This window comes from Runella aurantiaca, assembly GCF_003339505.1.
GTDB lineage: Bacteria > Bacteroidota > Bacteroidia > Cytophagales > Spirosomataceae > Runella > Runella aurantiaca.
The window spans coordinates 1-13,337 of sequence record NZ_QPIW01000022.1; the positions used below are offsets into that span (position 1 = coordinate 1).

General features: G+C 44.3%; 13 protein-coding genes. 2 read left to right on the top strand and 11 right to left on the bottom strand.

Features of this window, described 5'->3' with window-relative positions; all coding sequences use genetic code 11:
• Positions 1–178 precede the first annotated feature (178 nt).
• The 11 genes from DVG78_RS21370 to DVG78_RS21420 form a co-directional block, all read right to left on the bottom strand.
• Entirely contained in the window at positions 179–619 is a 441-nt protein-coding gene (locus DVG78_RS21370) for a c-type cytochrome (RefSeq protein ID WP_114463077.1), read from the bottom strand.
• A 32-nt stretch (positions 620–651) separates the two neighbouring features.
• A complete protein-coding gene (locus DVG78_RS21375; RefSeq protein WP_114463078.1) occupies positions 652–1,293 on the bottom strand; it encodes an SCO family protein in 642 nt (213 codons plus the stop codon).
• 29 nt (positions 1,294–1,322) lie between these two features.
• Positions 1,323–1,754 (bottom strand): hypothetical protein, encoded by a 432-nt coding sequence (locus DVG78_RS21380; RefSeq protein WP_114463079.1) that lies wholly within the window; start codon positions 1,752–1,754, stop codon positions 1,323–1,325.
• Between the two features lie 55 nt (positions 1,755–1,809).
• The gene (gene recN, locus DVG78_RS21385) at positions 1,810–3,492 is read right to left on the bottom strand and encodes a DNA repair protein RecN (RefSeq protein WP_114463080.1); all 1,683 of its coding nucleotides are present in this window, start codon (positions 3,490–3,492) and stop codon (positions 1,810–1,812) included.
• A 74-nt stretch (positions 3,493–3,566) separates the two neighbouring features.
• Positions 3,567–3,794 (bottom strand): hypothetical protein, encoded by a 228-nt coding sequence (locus tag DVG78_RS21390; RefSeq protein ID WP_114463081.1) that lies wholly within the window; start codon positions 3,792–3,794, stop codon positions 3,567–3,569.
• Between the two features lie 13 nt (positions 3,795–3,807).
• Positions 3,808–4,737 (bottom strand): type IX secretion system protein PorD, encoded by a 930-nt coding sequence (porD, locus tag DVG78_RS21395; protein WP_114463147.1) that lies wholly within the window; start codon positions 4,735–4,737, stop codon positions 3,808–3,810.
• A gap of 30 nt (positions 4,738–4,767) precedes the next feature.
• A complete protein-coding gene (gene coaBC, locus DVG78_RS21400) occupies positions 4,768–5,979 on the bottom strand; it encodes a bifunctional phosphopantothenoylcysteine decarboxylase/phosphopantothenate--cysteine ligase CoaBC (RefSeq protein WP_114463082.1) in 1,212 nt (403 codons plus the stop codon).
• Positions 5,980–6,107: 128 nt separating this feature from the next.
• Positions 6,108–6,416, bottom strand: coding sequence for a DNA-directed RNA polymerase subunit omega (locus DVG78_RS21405; RefSeq protein WP_114065458.1), 309 nt, complete (start codon positions 6,414–6,416; stop codon positions 6,108–6,110).
• A 28-nt stretch (positions 6,417–6,444) separates the two neighbouring features.
• Positions 6,445–7,353 carry an outer membrane protein assembly factor BamD gene (locus DVG78_RS21410; protein WP_114065459.1) on the bottom strand — a complete coding sequence of 303 codons (909 nt, stop codon included), beginning with the start codon at positions 7,351–7,353 and terminating at the stop codon, positions 6,445–6,447.
• Positions 7,354–7,448: 95 nt separating this feature from the next.
• The gene (locus tag DVG78_RS21415; protein ID WP_114463083.1) at positions 7,449–8,069 is read right to left on the bottom strand and encodes a T9SS type A sorting domain-containing protein; all 621 of its coding nucleotides are present in this window, start codon (positions 8,067–8,069) and stop codon (positions 7,449–7,451) included.
• A 156-nt stretch (positions 8,070–8,225) separates the two neighbouring features.
• On the bottom strand, positions 8,226–10,175 hold the full coding sequence (locus tag DVG78_RS21420) for an OstA-like protein (RefSeq protein WP_158550071.1): 1,950 nt from the start codon (positions 10,173–10,175) through the stop codon (positions 8,226–8,228).
• Between the two features lie 480 nt (positions 10,176–10,655).
• On the opposite strand from DVG78_RS21420, the gene DVG78_RS21425 reads away from it, so the two are divergent.
• Both DVG78_RS21425 and DVG78_RS21430 read left to right on the top strand, forming a co-directional pair.
• Positions 10,656–11,600 carry an alpha/beta hydrolase gene (locus DVG78_RS21425; RefSeq protein ID WP_114463085.1) on the top strand — a complete coding sequence of 315 codons (945 nt, stop codon included), beginning with the start codon at positions 10,656–10,658 and terminating at the stop codon, positions 11,598–11,600.
• Positions 11,601–11,784: 184 nt separating this feature from the next.
• Positions 11,785–13,311, top strand: a complete 1,527-nt coding sequence (locus DVG78_RS21430) for a carboxylesterase/lipase family protein (RefSeq protein ID WP_114463086.1) — start codon at positions 11,785–11,787, stop codon at positions 13,309–13,311.
• Positions 13,312–13,337 lie beyond the last annotated feature (26 nt).

Consider the following 13,337-nt stretch of genomic DNA (forward strand, 5'->3'; position numbering starts at 1 on the left):
TTTTAGGTTTGTTAGCACAACTAAAATACGAAAATCCCCGAATTATGCCAAATACGCGCATATTCGGGGATTATTTTTTGATGCAAAGTACTGATATTTAATATCTTAACCCTTTAAAGGGAAGCCTAATCATTGCAACGGCAGACCGTGCAGAGAAGAAATATTGGAGCAGTGCATATCAGTTAGATACGCATTGCTCCAATGCTTTTTGTACGGTTTCGGTGGTGATAATTTTGGAGTCGTTGCCCCATGTGGTGTACATATAGGTCATGATTTCGGCAATCTCCAATTCTTTTAGGGCTGGATTAGCAGGCATGGGTCGGTTAAAGGTTTTTCCATTGACCGTTACCGACTGATTTACTCCGTTTTTAATCCAACAAATAACTTTTGCTTTGTCTTTGAGATACTCAGGAGCAATGGCAGGATATAAATTGCTTAGTCCTTTGCCATCACGTTGGTGACAGTTGGCGCAGTGGGTCTGAAACAATGTATAGCCTTCTGCTACGTACTGCGCGTGTTTTGTGCTTTCTTCGCTTTGGCAGGAGAAAAAAAATACGAGCAAAAAAACAGAACTAAGCGCCGAATAACGAAAGAAACTGACCCTGAAAAAATGTAACATATACCTTAATTTATTAACGCACTCCGCACACCTTACTCTTTGTTTTTGTATTCTTCTTGCAAACGTTCGATGTCAGAGATGAGCCGCTTGGTGGCCTCGTCGTCGGTGCCGTTGTACATACCACGGACGTGTTTTTCTTTATCGACCAACACAAAAGCGCCGCTGTGAATGTAACCACCTGGCGCGGTAGAATCAGCCCCCGCAACGACCAAGTACTTTTTCTCCCCAATTTCATAGATTTTTTCGCGATTACCCGTCACAAAGAGCCATTGATTGCCCGTTACGCCCAAATCAGTAGCGTATTCTTTCAGCACAGCGGGCGTGTCGTGGTCGGGGTCAATCGTGTGGGAGAGGATGGCTACGTCGTTCTGACCCTTGATTTTTTCGTAGACCTTCAGCATTTGTTTCTTCATCACGGGGCAAATCGTGGGGCAGGTGGTAAAGAAAAAATCTGCAACGTAAATTTTGTCTTTGAAGTTTTGGGCGGTAACAGTATCGCCGTTTTGACTCACAAACTTAAAATCAGGAATGGTATGGTACAGGGTATCAACGACTTCCTTACCATCCACGATTCGGGTGGTGGTTTCGCGCTCGCCCAAGATGGGCAAACGGTCGGAGTTTTTGTTACATCCCCAAATGACTAAAAATAAAAGGACAAAAATGGTGTTTTTCATAGCTTGGGTGCTCGTTCACAATTAATGGGTTATTTCTTTAAAAACTGCTCAGCTTTGGCCATGCTTTCGAGCATTTTATCACGTACCGCGCTGATTTTGGTTTTTTCGGCATTCATTGCCTTTATGGCTTCCTCGCCAGAGAGTGCTTTTAAAGAATCCCCGTTGTAATCGTGCATCCAGTTCATCATCCCTTGGTCGGCTTCGTTTAGCGCCACACTCAGCGCCAACGCTTCTTCTTTGCGCTTTTGGAGGCTGTCATTGGGGTTGATTTTTACCAAGCTGTCAATCGCGCTGATTTCTTTGCTGAGTCCAGTTTTTAATTCCATGAGCTGCCCCATTTTGGGCATTACTTCATCGTGGATGACAAATACTTCTTTTTCAGTTTGTTCTACGGAGCCTTTTTCTTCCGAACAAGCACTTGCAAATAATACGATACCGAAGGCGATGATTATATTTTTCATTTCTAATTAAGGACTGATTTGGGTGTAATTTGTTGATTAACAATTGATTGGTTTTCTAAAATAAATTTGTTTGCTTGACTCCCGATTGCGTCTGAAGCATTTCACGGGCGTTTTGGAGGATGGCTTCGCTTGGCTTGCTTCCCCCAATCATTTGGGCAATTTCCTTCACGCGTTCTTCAAACGTAAGCTTGCGAATCTTGCTCACCGTTTTTTCGGAAGAGTTATCTTTGTATACAAAATAATGAGCGGTTCCTTGCGTGGCTATTTGGTGCAAGTGCGTAATGGAAATCACTTGGTGACTCTTGGAAATCTCGCGCATCATTTGACCCATTTTAATGGCAATTTCGCCCGAAACTCCCGTGTCAATTTCGTCAAAAACAATAGTGGGCAGTTTACGTTTGCTGGCCAGAATGTACTTAATCACCATCATCAACCGCGAAAACTCCCCACCCGACGCCACATTTTTCAGTTGTTGCGGCTTGATTCCCTTGTTGGCACTGAACAAAAAGTCTACGTCATCGATGCCCGACTCGCTTGGTTCGATGATGGTGTGTTGGATGCTCAGCGCGGCATTGGGCATTCCCAATTCCAACAAGTAGGTCTTTACCTGCTTTTCAACGGATGCCATCACGGCTTTTCGACTGTTGGAAAGCTTTTCAGCTGATTTTTGGAGTTTTGCTTGGGCTTTGTCGGCGGCAGTTTTGGCCTTGTTGATGTCTTCATCCAGATTTAACACCCGACTTACTTTTGATTCCAATTCCCTCTGAATCGCAATGAGCTCTCTGAGGGTTTTGACTTGGTGTTTTTGTTGTAAATGGTAAAACAAATTAAGCCGCTCACGGATTTCCTCGGCGCGGGTATCGTCGATTTCTACATTGTCTTGTTCGTCGCTGATTTCGCCCGCCAAATCCTTTAATTCAATGTAAACACTCTGGGCACGTTCGCGAAGTTGCTCATACTGAGGCGCAAACTTACTGATGGCATTCAGGCTAGAAACTGCATTTTTTAAAAACACAATCACCGATTGTTCGGGATTGTCAAGGTATTCGGTGGCTAGTAGCAGCCGTTCACGCACATCTGTGGCATTTTCAAGAATGATTAATTCCTGCTCCAATTGTTCCTGTTCGTCGGCTTGCAGCTTGGCTTTTTCGAGTTCGTCGTACAAAAATTGGTTATAATCAAACTCTTTACGCATTTGGGCCGCTTCCGCTATCAGGCGATTATAGACTTGGTTTGCTTTACGATAGGCCTGAAAGTCAGCGTGATAGTGCCGAAGTATTTCTTCGTTTTGGGCATAAGTATCCACAATCTGTAGCTGAAACTCGTTGGAACCGAGCAGCAGGGTATCGTGCTGTGAATGAATATCCATCAATTGGCCCGCAATGCGTCGCAGAGATTCCAGATTGACGGGGGTATCATTGATAAAAGCCCTCGATTTGCCAGTGGGGCTGATTTCGCGACGAATGAGGCAGGTAGTCGTAAAATCCAGCTCTTCTTCGTCAAATAAGTGTTCAATGAAGTAGCCTGAAAGGTCGAAGGTTCCTTCAATGATGCATTTTCCCGCAGGATTGTACAGCACTTTTGTATCGGCACGGCTGCCCAACAATAAGCCAATAGCGCCGAGCATGATGGATTTACCCGCCCCCGTTTCGCCCGTGATGATATTAAGCTGTGGGTCAGGAGTAAGCTCCAAATGGTCGATTAATGCGTAATTTTTGATTAGTAGATGCGCAAGCATAAAGCAATCGGTTGAACCGCCGCGAAGTTAGTTAACTATTCAACAAAATGTACAGACTTTGTGTTCGGAACTTGTTAAAATGTAGCCTCAAGGTCGTAAACGACGGTGTCAATTTGCGTAAAAGTAAATGTATGACGGTGCATTCGTTGGTCTTGGAGAAAGAGAAGGTTGTTTTCGATTTTTTGACAACGACCAAAAAACGTCTGATTGCTCTTAAGGATTACGTTTATTTCTCGGTTCAGAAGTTCTTCTGTCCGGGCAGAAATCGCCGACTGAACGATTCGGATAAGTCTTTTTCCCACTATATTAGGTCAATTATCTTAATAATTTTCGATACAGTTCGGTCTTGGAAGGGTCAAGTTGAGACAGCATATTAAAGGCCTTTTGGCGGTCTTCTTTGCTTGCTTCCAACAGAATCTTGTTGATTTCTTCGCCTTTCGCGTCAAAAAAAGAATTAATGTAAACCGAACCGGGCAAGACTCGGTTGGTTTGCTGGAGGGTAGTCAACAAATTTATGACTTGGGTACGGGCACCAATTGGATTTTCGGTAAACGTATCAAGCGCCAATCGGTGATAATTGTACATTCCTTCCCGCACGGGCAGCATCAGCTGATTGTTGAGATTATCTACCAACCAAAAACGATTTCGACGGTCGTTGCCGGTGGCATTCCAACCCGCAGGTGCGCCGCCGGGATTTACCCCTAGTGCTAAGTTGGCCACCTGTTGGGCGCGTTGCAGGTAATTATTGCCGCCTAGTTTGCTGAATGAGTCATAATCTACGGCTAAAATAATATAGGCATAAAACGCGAGGGTTTGCGTCAACTCATCCGAATACGTATTTTCATTGTAATACATCGGATTGTTGGGCAGGTAATTAAAGTTAAAATTTCGGTCAATGAAATTCAGTAAAATGGTTTCGTAATTGGTGCCGTATACGGGGCGCGTCACAATCAGCTGCGTAGTGCCTTCATACACCCCCTGCGCTGGGGAGCGGATAAGGTTGATGTTCAATTTGCAATTAATGCGCTCTTCAGGGTTAAAATTATCATTTGTCCACCTGCGGGCATTCATAAAGTCAGTAATGACGTTTTTGAGTTGATTCAGGCTGGCATTATCCGTGTTTTGTTGCGTAAAAAGTTGGTTGTAATTGAGCGTAACAACGCAATTCAGTTCCTGCGCCTGGGTAGATAAAACAAGGCTAAAGGAAAATAAAAGTAACCAAATTCCTTTCTTTATAACTTTCATGATTTTGCCATTATGCTGAAACATTCGTGTCTATGTGTGCAATTTTCCTGCCACAAGTTGTAAAATATCCTGGGCAACGTCGGTTTTGGATTTTAACTCAAAGGAGTGTACCGTTCCGTTTGCTTCAATAACGGTAATTTTATTGGTATCGTGTGCAAAACCCGCGCCTTTGTCATTCAAGGAGTTCAACACAATCAAATCAAGGTTTTTGGACTTCAATTTCCCCAAGGCATTTTCTAGCTCATTATCGGTTTCAAGGGCAAAACCAACCATGAGTTGGCTGGCCTGTTTTTGCTGCCCGAGCGTTGCCGCAATGTCTACCGTTTTGGTAAGCTCAATGTTGAAATGTGCTTCTTTCTTCTTGATTTTGCGGTCGGCTGGGTGTGCGGGGGTATAATCGGCCACGGCGGCCGAAAGGATTATTACGTCGGCTTCCGCAAATAGCTTTTGCGTGGCTTCGTACATTTCCTTTGCTGAGCGAACAGGTACAACGGTGACGCTGGTGTCTGGTATTGGTTGAGCGGTTGGGCCGCTCACTACCGTAACATCAGCACCTGCCATCGAAAATGCTTTTGCAATCGAAAAACCCATTTTTCCCGTTGAATGATTGCTGATGTATCGCACTGGGTCAATGGCTTCTTGCGTGGGGCCTGCGGTGATGAGAATTTTCTTGTTTTTTAATGCTGGTACGGCCGCAAAATGCTTTTCAAGGTGAGCTACAATATGTTCTGGCTCGGCCATCCTCCCAGTTCCGACCAATCCACTCGCCAATTCTCCGTGTTCAGCTTCAACGATGGAATTGCCGAAGCGTTGCAGTTTTTGTAGATTTTCAACCGTAGAGCCATGCAGGTACATGTCTAAATCCATGGCGGGGGCAAAAAATACCGGGCAACGGGCAGACAGATAAACGGCGGTCAACAAATCTTCACAGAGTCCGTTGGCGCACTTAGCAAGCGTATGTGCCGTAGTTGGGGCAATGATGAAGGCGTCTGCCCACAACCCTAGCTCTACGTGGTTGTTCCAACTCCCTGTCTCGTCGGCGATGTAGGAAGATAGGGCAGGGCGCTTTGATAAAGTGGCTAAAGTTAACGGTGTTATAAAATCTTTCGCCGATTGAGTCATGATTACTTGTACTTCTGCCCCCGCTTTTATGAGCAAACGTACCAACAATGCTGACTTGTAGGCGGCGATACTACCCGTGACACCTACGAGGATTTTTTTATGGAAAAGGGTTGAAGGCATGGGTTACAATAGTGTACAAAGAAAAAATACAGGAAGTATTTAAAGAATATTTACTTCCAAATGTACATAAATGGCACAAAAAAGCCGCACGTTGTTTAATCGTGCGGCTTTTTTTATGGGATTGAAGATTAAACTTCTTCGTCGCTTGAACGCCAGAAAAGTTTATCTTCCATAAATTCTTCAATGGCGATACCCGTTGGCTTAGGCTGACGCTCGTAGAATTTAGAAATCTCGATTTGCTCGCGGTTTTCAAATACTTCTTCGAGGTTGTCAATACCTGATGCAAACTCAGCAAGCTTGTTGTTAAGCTCTTCTTTGGTTTTGGAGGCAATTTGACGTGAACGGCGAGAAATAATCGCCACCGATTCGTACAAGTTACCAGTTTTCGCGGCCAATTTGTCGGTGTCGCGGGTTATGATTGATGGATTTGCTGCCATTGTATTTGAATAATTTAATGTTCAACTTTTAGTTTTGAGTAGAAGAAGGAGTCGAAAGTTTACCAGCGTCTGAAGGTTTTTTCTCCTTCAATGCTTTTTCGGCTTTCTCTGCTTCTAAAATTACGCCCAATTCTTTCACGGTATTTTCGTAATACCGTTCTGCCTGACGTATGTATTTACTATTAGGGTACTTGTCCAAAAATGCCAAATAATATTTTGAAACGTCCTGATAACGTTCTTTTTGCTTTTCGACAAAGCTCAGTTTCGCTAAGTTATATTGTGCATCAACGCGTAAAAACGCCAACTCCTCATTGTATTTAGAATCAGGAAAATCTTTTTGGTAATTATTGATGGCAACTACGGCCGAACGGTAATTGGCAATGTTGGCTTCACTGGTTTTGTAGTAAAGTTTAGCTTTGTCGTAGGCTTTACGTTCTAGTTTGTCCCGTAACTCCAATATCAACTGAGTACTCTCTTCGCGGAATGCGCTTTCGGGATAGGTATTGATAAAATCCTGAAGGGCACTGATGGCGGTCAGTGTGTTGGTTTGGTCTAGGTTTGAGTTGGGAGAGTCTTTGTACAGCGAATAAGCATGCATGTACAAGGATTCCTGAGCGTATTCACTCCGCTGAAACGTTTCATAGAAGTTCTTGAACAGGAACTGTGCCATGTTGTAATTTGATTGCTTGAAATTACAATAGGCATTGTAAAACTGAGCGAGCTCGGCTTGGCGAGCGTCTTTGCCATTTAACAAAGGAGTGATTTCTTCAAACAGCAGGCCAGCATGATAATAATCAGCTTTCTTATAATACTGAAGGGCCGCCTCATACTTCTGTTCAAGTGTTCCTTCTTTTTGCAGTTTAGCAAACTTGCTGCACGAACCCAGCACTACGGCGGTGAAAATCAGCAGAAAAAATCCAAATCGGGTGTTACGCATATCGGGCGCAAAAATACAAAAATTGCTTCATATCTCATAACGAAATAGAAGCGTAAAAAGTATTCAGTACGTTTTAAGTGATTGACTATCGCAAATTAGTGTCTAATCAGCAACTTTTTGGTTGCTACTTTTTTGCCTTCCAACAGTAACTGATAGAAATAAACTCCAGTCGGAATTTCGCGGGTCGAAATGCGCAGCTGACGTTCGTTTCTGTCCAAATCATATTCCGCTACATTGGCTCCCAAGATGTTATACAATGAGATTTTTGCGTTGCCAACATTGCCTGAAATCTGATAATCAATCTCGGCGTAGTCATTTGCCGGATTAGGATACGCATTCAATACGCGCAGTTTTTCGCTCACAAAAAATAAATCCTCAGACTTAGCAACTTCTTCCAAATTCGGGCGGGTATCGGAGGCCGTGGACAATTCACCGTTGGTACGGTTTTTATTGACGGTATTTGCACTCGTAGCAGCGCCCGGACTAAGTAAAATAGAACGGTAGTAGGCGTTGATGGCCGAGCTTGGACGCAAATTGATGCTGCGATCCAGTGACCGAGGTATCTTGGTAAGAGTGGGTGAAGTAACGGATGTTGATTTCTTCCCGACGTTCAGGCGGCTTTTGCTTCGATTTACTTCTGACTGCGCCGAAGCATCAGTCAGGGCAAAAACACTGAAGATGGTAAGAAAGATGTATTTTAGTATAGTTTTTTTCATAGCTGTGGATGGATTGAAAAATCATATTTTTTCTGTTTCCTGCAAAAATATAGGCTATTTTTTGTAATATCAAAAATTGTGCCTTAAAAGAGTGTTAAAATTTATTAATCGGGATACAATATAAACGAAAAAAAAGCGTAAAAGGTTTTTTTTAGACTAAAGTTTCTTTTTATTGGACTTTACCCTTGTTTTCAAAACTTCTTTCGTCACCGTTTTGACGGCTTTTGATTCTTTCGTTTCTGGCGGTTTGACAATTTTCGGTTCGATTGGTTTAAAGCCAGCTTTGGTTAAAATTTCAAGCTTTGTTGGTTTCTCTTTTATTCGCCAGCTAAACCCTTCAAGTTCTTTGTCATCTCCTTTTATACTCTGCGGAGGAATGAAACGACCATCGGGTTGGCCCACAAATTGAATTCGATGTACTTGGTTACGACGGAAATTGAGCGTCATCTTGGCACATTCCACGCGGTTCATTCCCATGGCTTTTTTTTCTTCGTTGGCCGCAAAATAGATACTCTCGCCGTTGCCTTCCACAAATACACGTTGCAGTCGGGTGCTGTCGTCAAAATAAGCCGTAATTCGTCGTCCCTTTACTTGATTAAAATTGAGAAGGGTATCCTGTGAAATAACAAATGATTTTGCTTTCAGGTACATGGTTCTCAACTTTTGTTCGACCATCTGCGCCACGATTGAATCGGCCTCCAACTGATACTTAGACGACCAGATGATGGGCTTCTTTAGAAACGTAATGTTGGAGTCCAATGAGTTGTAAATCAGTGAATCACAGCGGCTTTGAAGGTCTTTTTTGTACAATAGCACGTTTTTGTACCCAATTAACTTTCGGGGTTTTTGTGCATTAGATGTATCTGCTTTTTGGTTTACGAGTGCGTCTTTGGCGGGCTTAGAAAGCTCACGCCCCGAGGCGGGCAAAGGTAAAATACTGAGCAATGAATCAGCACTTGCCTTCGTTTTGACCGCGATACGTTTTGCTAAATTGGCCTGATTGGACGGGGTCATTTCCTTTAAAAAAACATTACTTTTTCTCCCTTTGAGCGAAAAACCAACTACAGGTTTTGCCTTAGCCAAAGAATCAGCGTCAACTTTATTTTTGTCAAGTTGCTTGCTGGATAAATTTGGTTTTGAGGTCGTAGCTGTGGTTGTATCTGGTTGTATATCAATAGAGTAAAGGGTATCGGCTGTCATAAAAAGGGTATCTTTTGAAATGACAGACCGCGTTAGGGCGTGTCCCCAAACCTTTGAAATGCCCAATTTGCCGTTGTAGATTCCGAAATCACCGTTGAGAATCGTGTCGTCGTTTTTGGAAACTATTTCTACTTTTCCCTTGGCAAACCCTTTTTTGTTTAGGTTGTCAAAGGAGAGTGAGTCGCCAGTGAGGGTGTAGTCTGGATTGTCAATGGTGGTGCGGGTTCTGAACAGCGACTCGCCAGTATCGGTGTTATATGAGCCATTTTTGGCAATGACCGTTCCTTCCTTGCTTACTACTTTGGTGGGGCTTTTAAAATCGGCGATTTTGGTCAGTGAGTTATAAATGAGGGTGTCGGTGGTCAGCGTGTACTTTTTATTGACCAGTTTGACGTTGGTGTAATAAGTGGAAACCTTGGTACGGGTGTCATAATAGCCAATGTTGCTGGTCAGGGTGTTTTCGGCATCAATGATTTTTCCTTTGTTGGGATAAAAAGCAACGCCCGTTGCCATGTCGTATTCAATCTTGGTTGATGTAACGGTTCTTTTGCGGTCTTTGAGATTGACTACTTTTCCCATCACTTTGGCCAAACGGCTATTTCCGTAGTAAAACAGGGTATCACCCGTTACGGTAATGGTATCACCTTGCACAATCCTAACATTGCCGTAAGCCTCAATGGCGTTGGAGGCCACGTTGTGAATGGCCAAGTTACAATACATCAGCGCACCTTTGTGACGAAAAACCACTTTGTTGACTACCCTGCGTACTTCACTTCCATCCGTCATTTTCATGACGGTCATGCTGTCGGCACCCAGCAAAAAAACCTTATCTTCTCCTTGATTGGGAGAAGAAGGGCCTGCGGAAGGGCGTTGGGCATAGGTGAATACGGAACTGAAGACGCTCATGAGAATGATAAGTCGTTTAATCCCATATACGCAGAATAAGGCTTTGGGGTTGCAATGGATATGGCTAATTTTTGAAAAAATCATAAAATCAATAAAAAGTGTCGTTCACACAGGCGACGGGCCACTAGGCTGCCTTGTGCATTATTAACGCACAAAATTAGCTAAAAACTGACGTTAGCGTGATTCTTAACATACATTAACGGTTTTTTTAGAAAAAAGGACTCGGACGGTCAAAATAATTGAGGGGCTTAGATTGCCATATAGCCGCAGCAGCCTTTTTCATAATTTATTTGAGCAGAAGTTTCGGTTCAAATTATTTGTCCCACAATTGATTCCATGGTCATTGCATCAGGACGCAGCAAATCCACTTCATTACCGTTAATTTGCCTTTGTATCATAATACATGCTTATTTTCAGCATTAATATACTATTTACTTTGAAAATACATAAATTTCAATGCCGATAACTAACCATCTTAACATGAAAACCCTAACTTTCTTCCTCACTTTTATTTCTTTTCTTGCTATGGCTCAGCCCAAAGAAATCAATGCCGAAAAGACGGCCATTGTTTCCTCTAAACACTGGTTAGATATTGATTACGTTGGCGACGGCATGATGGGGCATCGGTTGGATATTCATTTGCCTTCGGTGGGTAAAGCACCTTTTCCAATCGTAGTGGCGATATACGGAAGTGCCTGGTTTTCCAATGCTGCCAAAGGCACCGTGTTTACTGATGGATTAGGCCAAACACTTCTGAACAATGGTTTTGCCGTAGTAAGCATTAATCACCGTTCGAGCAGCGACGCCAAGTTTCCCGCCCAAATTCAGGACGTGAAAGCAGCCATACGATTTGTACGGGCCAATGCGGCCAAATTTTCAATGGATGACTCGTTTATCGGCGTCACGGGCTGGTCGTCGGGCGGGCATTTGACTGCCTTGACGGGAACCACCAATACCACCCAAACGCACTCTATCCACGGCTTGGAGGTAGATATCGAAGGCAGTTTAGGCAAACATACGCAAACAAGCAGCAAGGTAAACGCGGTCGTGGATTGGTTTGGGCCGACGGATTTTCTCATCATGGACCAATGCGGCAGTTCATTTGCACACAACGAAGCCAAATCGCCCGAATCCTCATTGATAGGCGGCGCCATTCAGGATAATCCCGACAAATGCGCCTTGGCCAATCCCATTTCGTACGTTAACGCTCAAAACCCTCCGTTCCTGATTTTTCATGGCGACAAAGACCCGCTCGTTCCCCATTGTCAAAGCGAAAAACTCTACGAAGCCTTACAGAAAAACAACGTCAAAAGTGAGCTAATCATCATTCCGGGCGGCGGTCATGGCCCGGGCGTGATGATTGAAAAGTACTATGAAAAGATGGTTGCGTTTTTTAAGGGGGAGTTGGGGAAGGTTAAAAAGTGAAGATTAGCCCCAACTTTATTCATCTATCATTAAGCCAAATTGACGGTTAAATTTGGCTTAATGTGGGGTAAAAACAACAGATAAAGCCAAATTGAATGGTTATTCATTAAAACGCAGGCCTGTCACTACTCACTTTGGCGTTTGAAAAACGAGTAGTTTTTCTCTTTTTTTGATTTGATAAGTTATGAAAATACTTCCCAATCTTCTACTGGTAGGATTGCTTGTGGTAGGGCTAAAAACGCAGGCGCAATACGACATTGTCAATACCGAAAATGGGGCTATATCAGGCCTAAAAAGTGGCGACATTCATATTTATAAAGGGATTTCTTTTGCCGCCCCACCCGTGGGCGACTTGCGCTGGAAAGCCCCTCAGCCTGCCAAAAACTGGCAAGGCGTTCGCAAATGCGAGGCTTTTTCGGCCAGTCCGATTCAGTCCAAACCTGCGCCGTTTTATTGCTGGACCGAAGAGTTTATTGCCCCACCGGAGCCGTTGAGTGAAGATTGCCTGTACCTCAATGTCTGGACAGGTGCGAAGTTGGCCTACGAGAATCGTCCCGTTTTTGTGTGGATTTATGGCGGAGGTTTTTCGTCGGGTTCGGCCGCTTGCGCCATTTACGACGGTGAAGAAATGGCAAAAAAAGGGGTTGTTTTTGTGAGTATTAATTATCGGGTCGGCGCGTTGGGTTTTATGGCGCATCCTGAGTTGAGTAAAGAACAAAACAACGCATCAGGAAATTATGGTTTATTGGACCAGATTGCGGCCCTCAAATGGATTCAAAACAACATTGCCGCCTTTGGCGGCGACCCCAACAACGTTACCATCGCAGGGCAGTCGGCAGGGTCGATGAGCGTCAATTGTTTGGTGGCTTCGCCCTTAGCCAAGCGCCTTTTCCACCGCGCCATTGCCCAAAGCGGCGGGATGCTTTCCAACCGAATTCCGACGTCGTTGGCGGATGCCGAAAAAATGGGGGAAGCTTTTCAGAAGAAGGCGAATGCAGCCAATTTGGCAGAATTACGCAAAAAAACACCCGAAGAAATTTTGGCTGCGACGCAGGGCGGCATTCGTTTTGGCATTACGCTCGACGGCCACGTGTTGCCTACGGATATTTTCAATCATTTTAAAGAAGGCAAACACAACGACGTGCCGCTGATGGCGGGCTGGGTCACGGGCGACGGCAGTATCACGGGCGGACAGGCGCTTTCGGCTGAAAAATTCAAACAACAATTGCGGGAAAAATACGGTGACAAGGCCGACGAATTTTTGAAGCTGTTTCCCGCCGCCACCGACGACGAAGCCAAAGCTGCCCAGTTGAAATTGGGTTTGCTTTCGTTTGCGGCCCGTTCGGCGCATTTGTGGGCGGGCTTCAATAAAAGCAGAGCCTATCTTTATCAGTTTACGCACGTGCCGCCCGATAAGCCCAACTTCCCCAATTATGGCGCGTTTCACACCTCAGAAGTACCCTATGCGTTGCATACTTTGCACCGCTGGAATCGGCCTTGGCAGGAAGTTGACCGCCAATTGGAAAATAACATGGCCGATTATTGGGTGAATTTTGCCAAAACAGGCAACCCCAACGCCAAGGGCCTTCCCGAGTGGAAAGGCCACGATAAAAAGTCGGGCGTAGTGCTGGAATTGGGCGATAACGTGCAGGAGCGACCATCGCTGTTTAAGGCCGAATTTGAGCTGTTGGATAGCGTGCAAATAAAGTAAGCAAAACAGACGATAGAAACCCTCAA

What these genes read in the sequence shown, in the direction of transcription:
- DVG78_RS21370 (WP_114463077.1), bottom strand. Translation starts at nt 619, where the DNA reads ATGTTACATTTTTTCAGGGTCAGTTTCTTTCGTTATTCGGCGCTTAGT.
- DVG78_RS21375 (WP_114463078.1), bottom strand. Translation starts at nt 1,293, where the DNA reads ATGAAAAACACCATTTTTGTCCTTTTATTTTTAGTCATTTGGGGATGT.
- DVG78_RS21380 (WP_114463079.1), bottom strand. Translation starts at nt 1,754, where the DNA reads ATGAAAAATATAATCATCGCCTTCGGTATCGTATTATTTGCAAGTGCT.
- recN (WP_114463080.1), bottom strand. Translation starts at nt 3,492, where the DNA reads ATGCTTGCGCATCTACTAATCAAAAATTACGCATTAATCGACCATTTG.
- porD (WP_114463147.1), bottom strand. Translation starts at nt 4,737, where the DNA reads ATGAAAGTTATAAAGAAAGGAATTTGGTTACTTTTATTTTCCTTTAGC.
- coaBC (WP_114463082.1), bottom strand. Translation starts at nt 5,979, where the DNA reads ATGCCTTCAACCCTTTTCCATAAAAAAATCCTCGTAGGTGTCACGGGT.
- DVG78_RS21405 (WP_114065458.1), bottom strand. Translation starts at nt 6,416, where the DNA reads ATGGCAGCAAATCCATCAATCATAACCCGCGACACCGACAAATTGGCC.
- DVG78_RS21410 (WP_114065459.1), bottom strand. Translation starts at nt 7,353, where the DNA reads ATGCGTAACACCCGATTTGGATTTTTTCTGCTGATTTTCACCGCCGTA.
- DVG78_RS21415 (WP_114463083.1), bottom strand. Translation starts at nt 8,069, where the DNA reads ATGAAAAAAACTATACTAAAATACATCTTTCTTACCATCTTCAGTGTT.
- DVG78_RS21420 (WP_158550071.1), bottom strand. Translation starts at nt 10,175, where the DNA reads ATGAGCGTCTTCAGTTCCGTATTCACCTATGCCCAACGCCCTTCCGCA.
- DVG78_RS21425 (WP_114463085.1), top strand. Translation starts at nt 10,656, where the DNA reads ATGAAAACCCTAACTTTCTTCCTCACTTTTATTTCTTTTCTTGCTATG.
- DVG78_RS21430 (WP_114463086.1), top strand. Translation starts at nt 11,785, where the DNA reads ATGAAAATACTTCCCAATCTTCTACTGGTAGGATTGCTTGTGGTAGGG.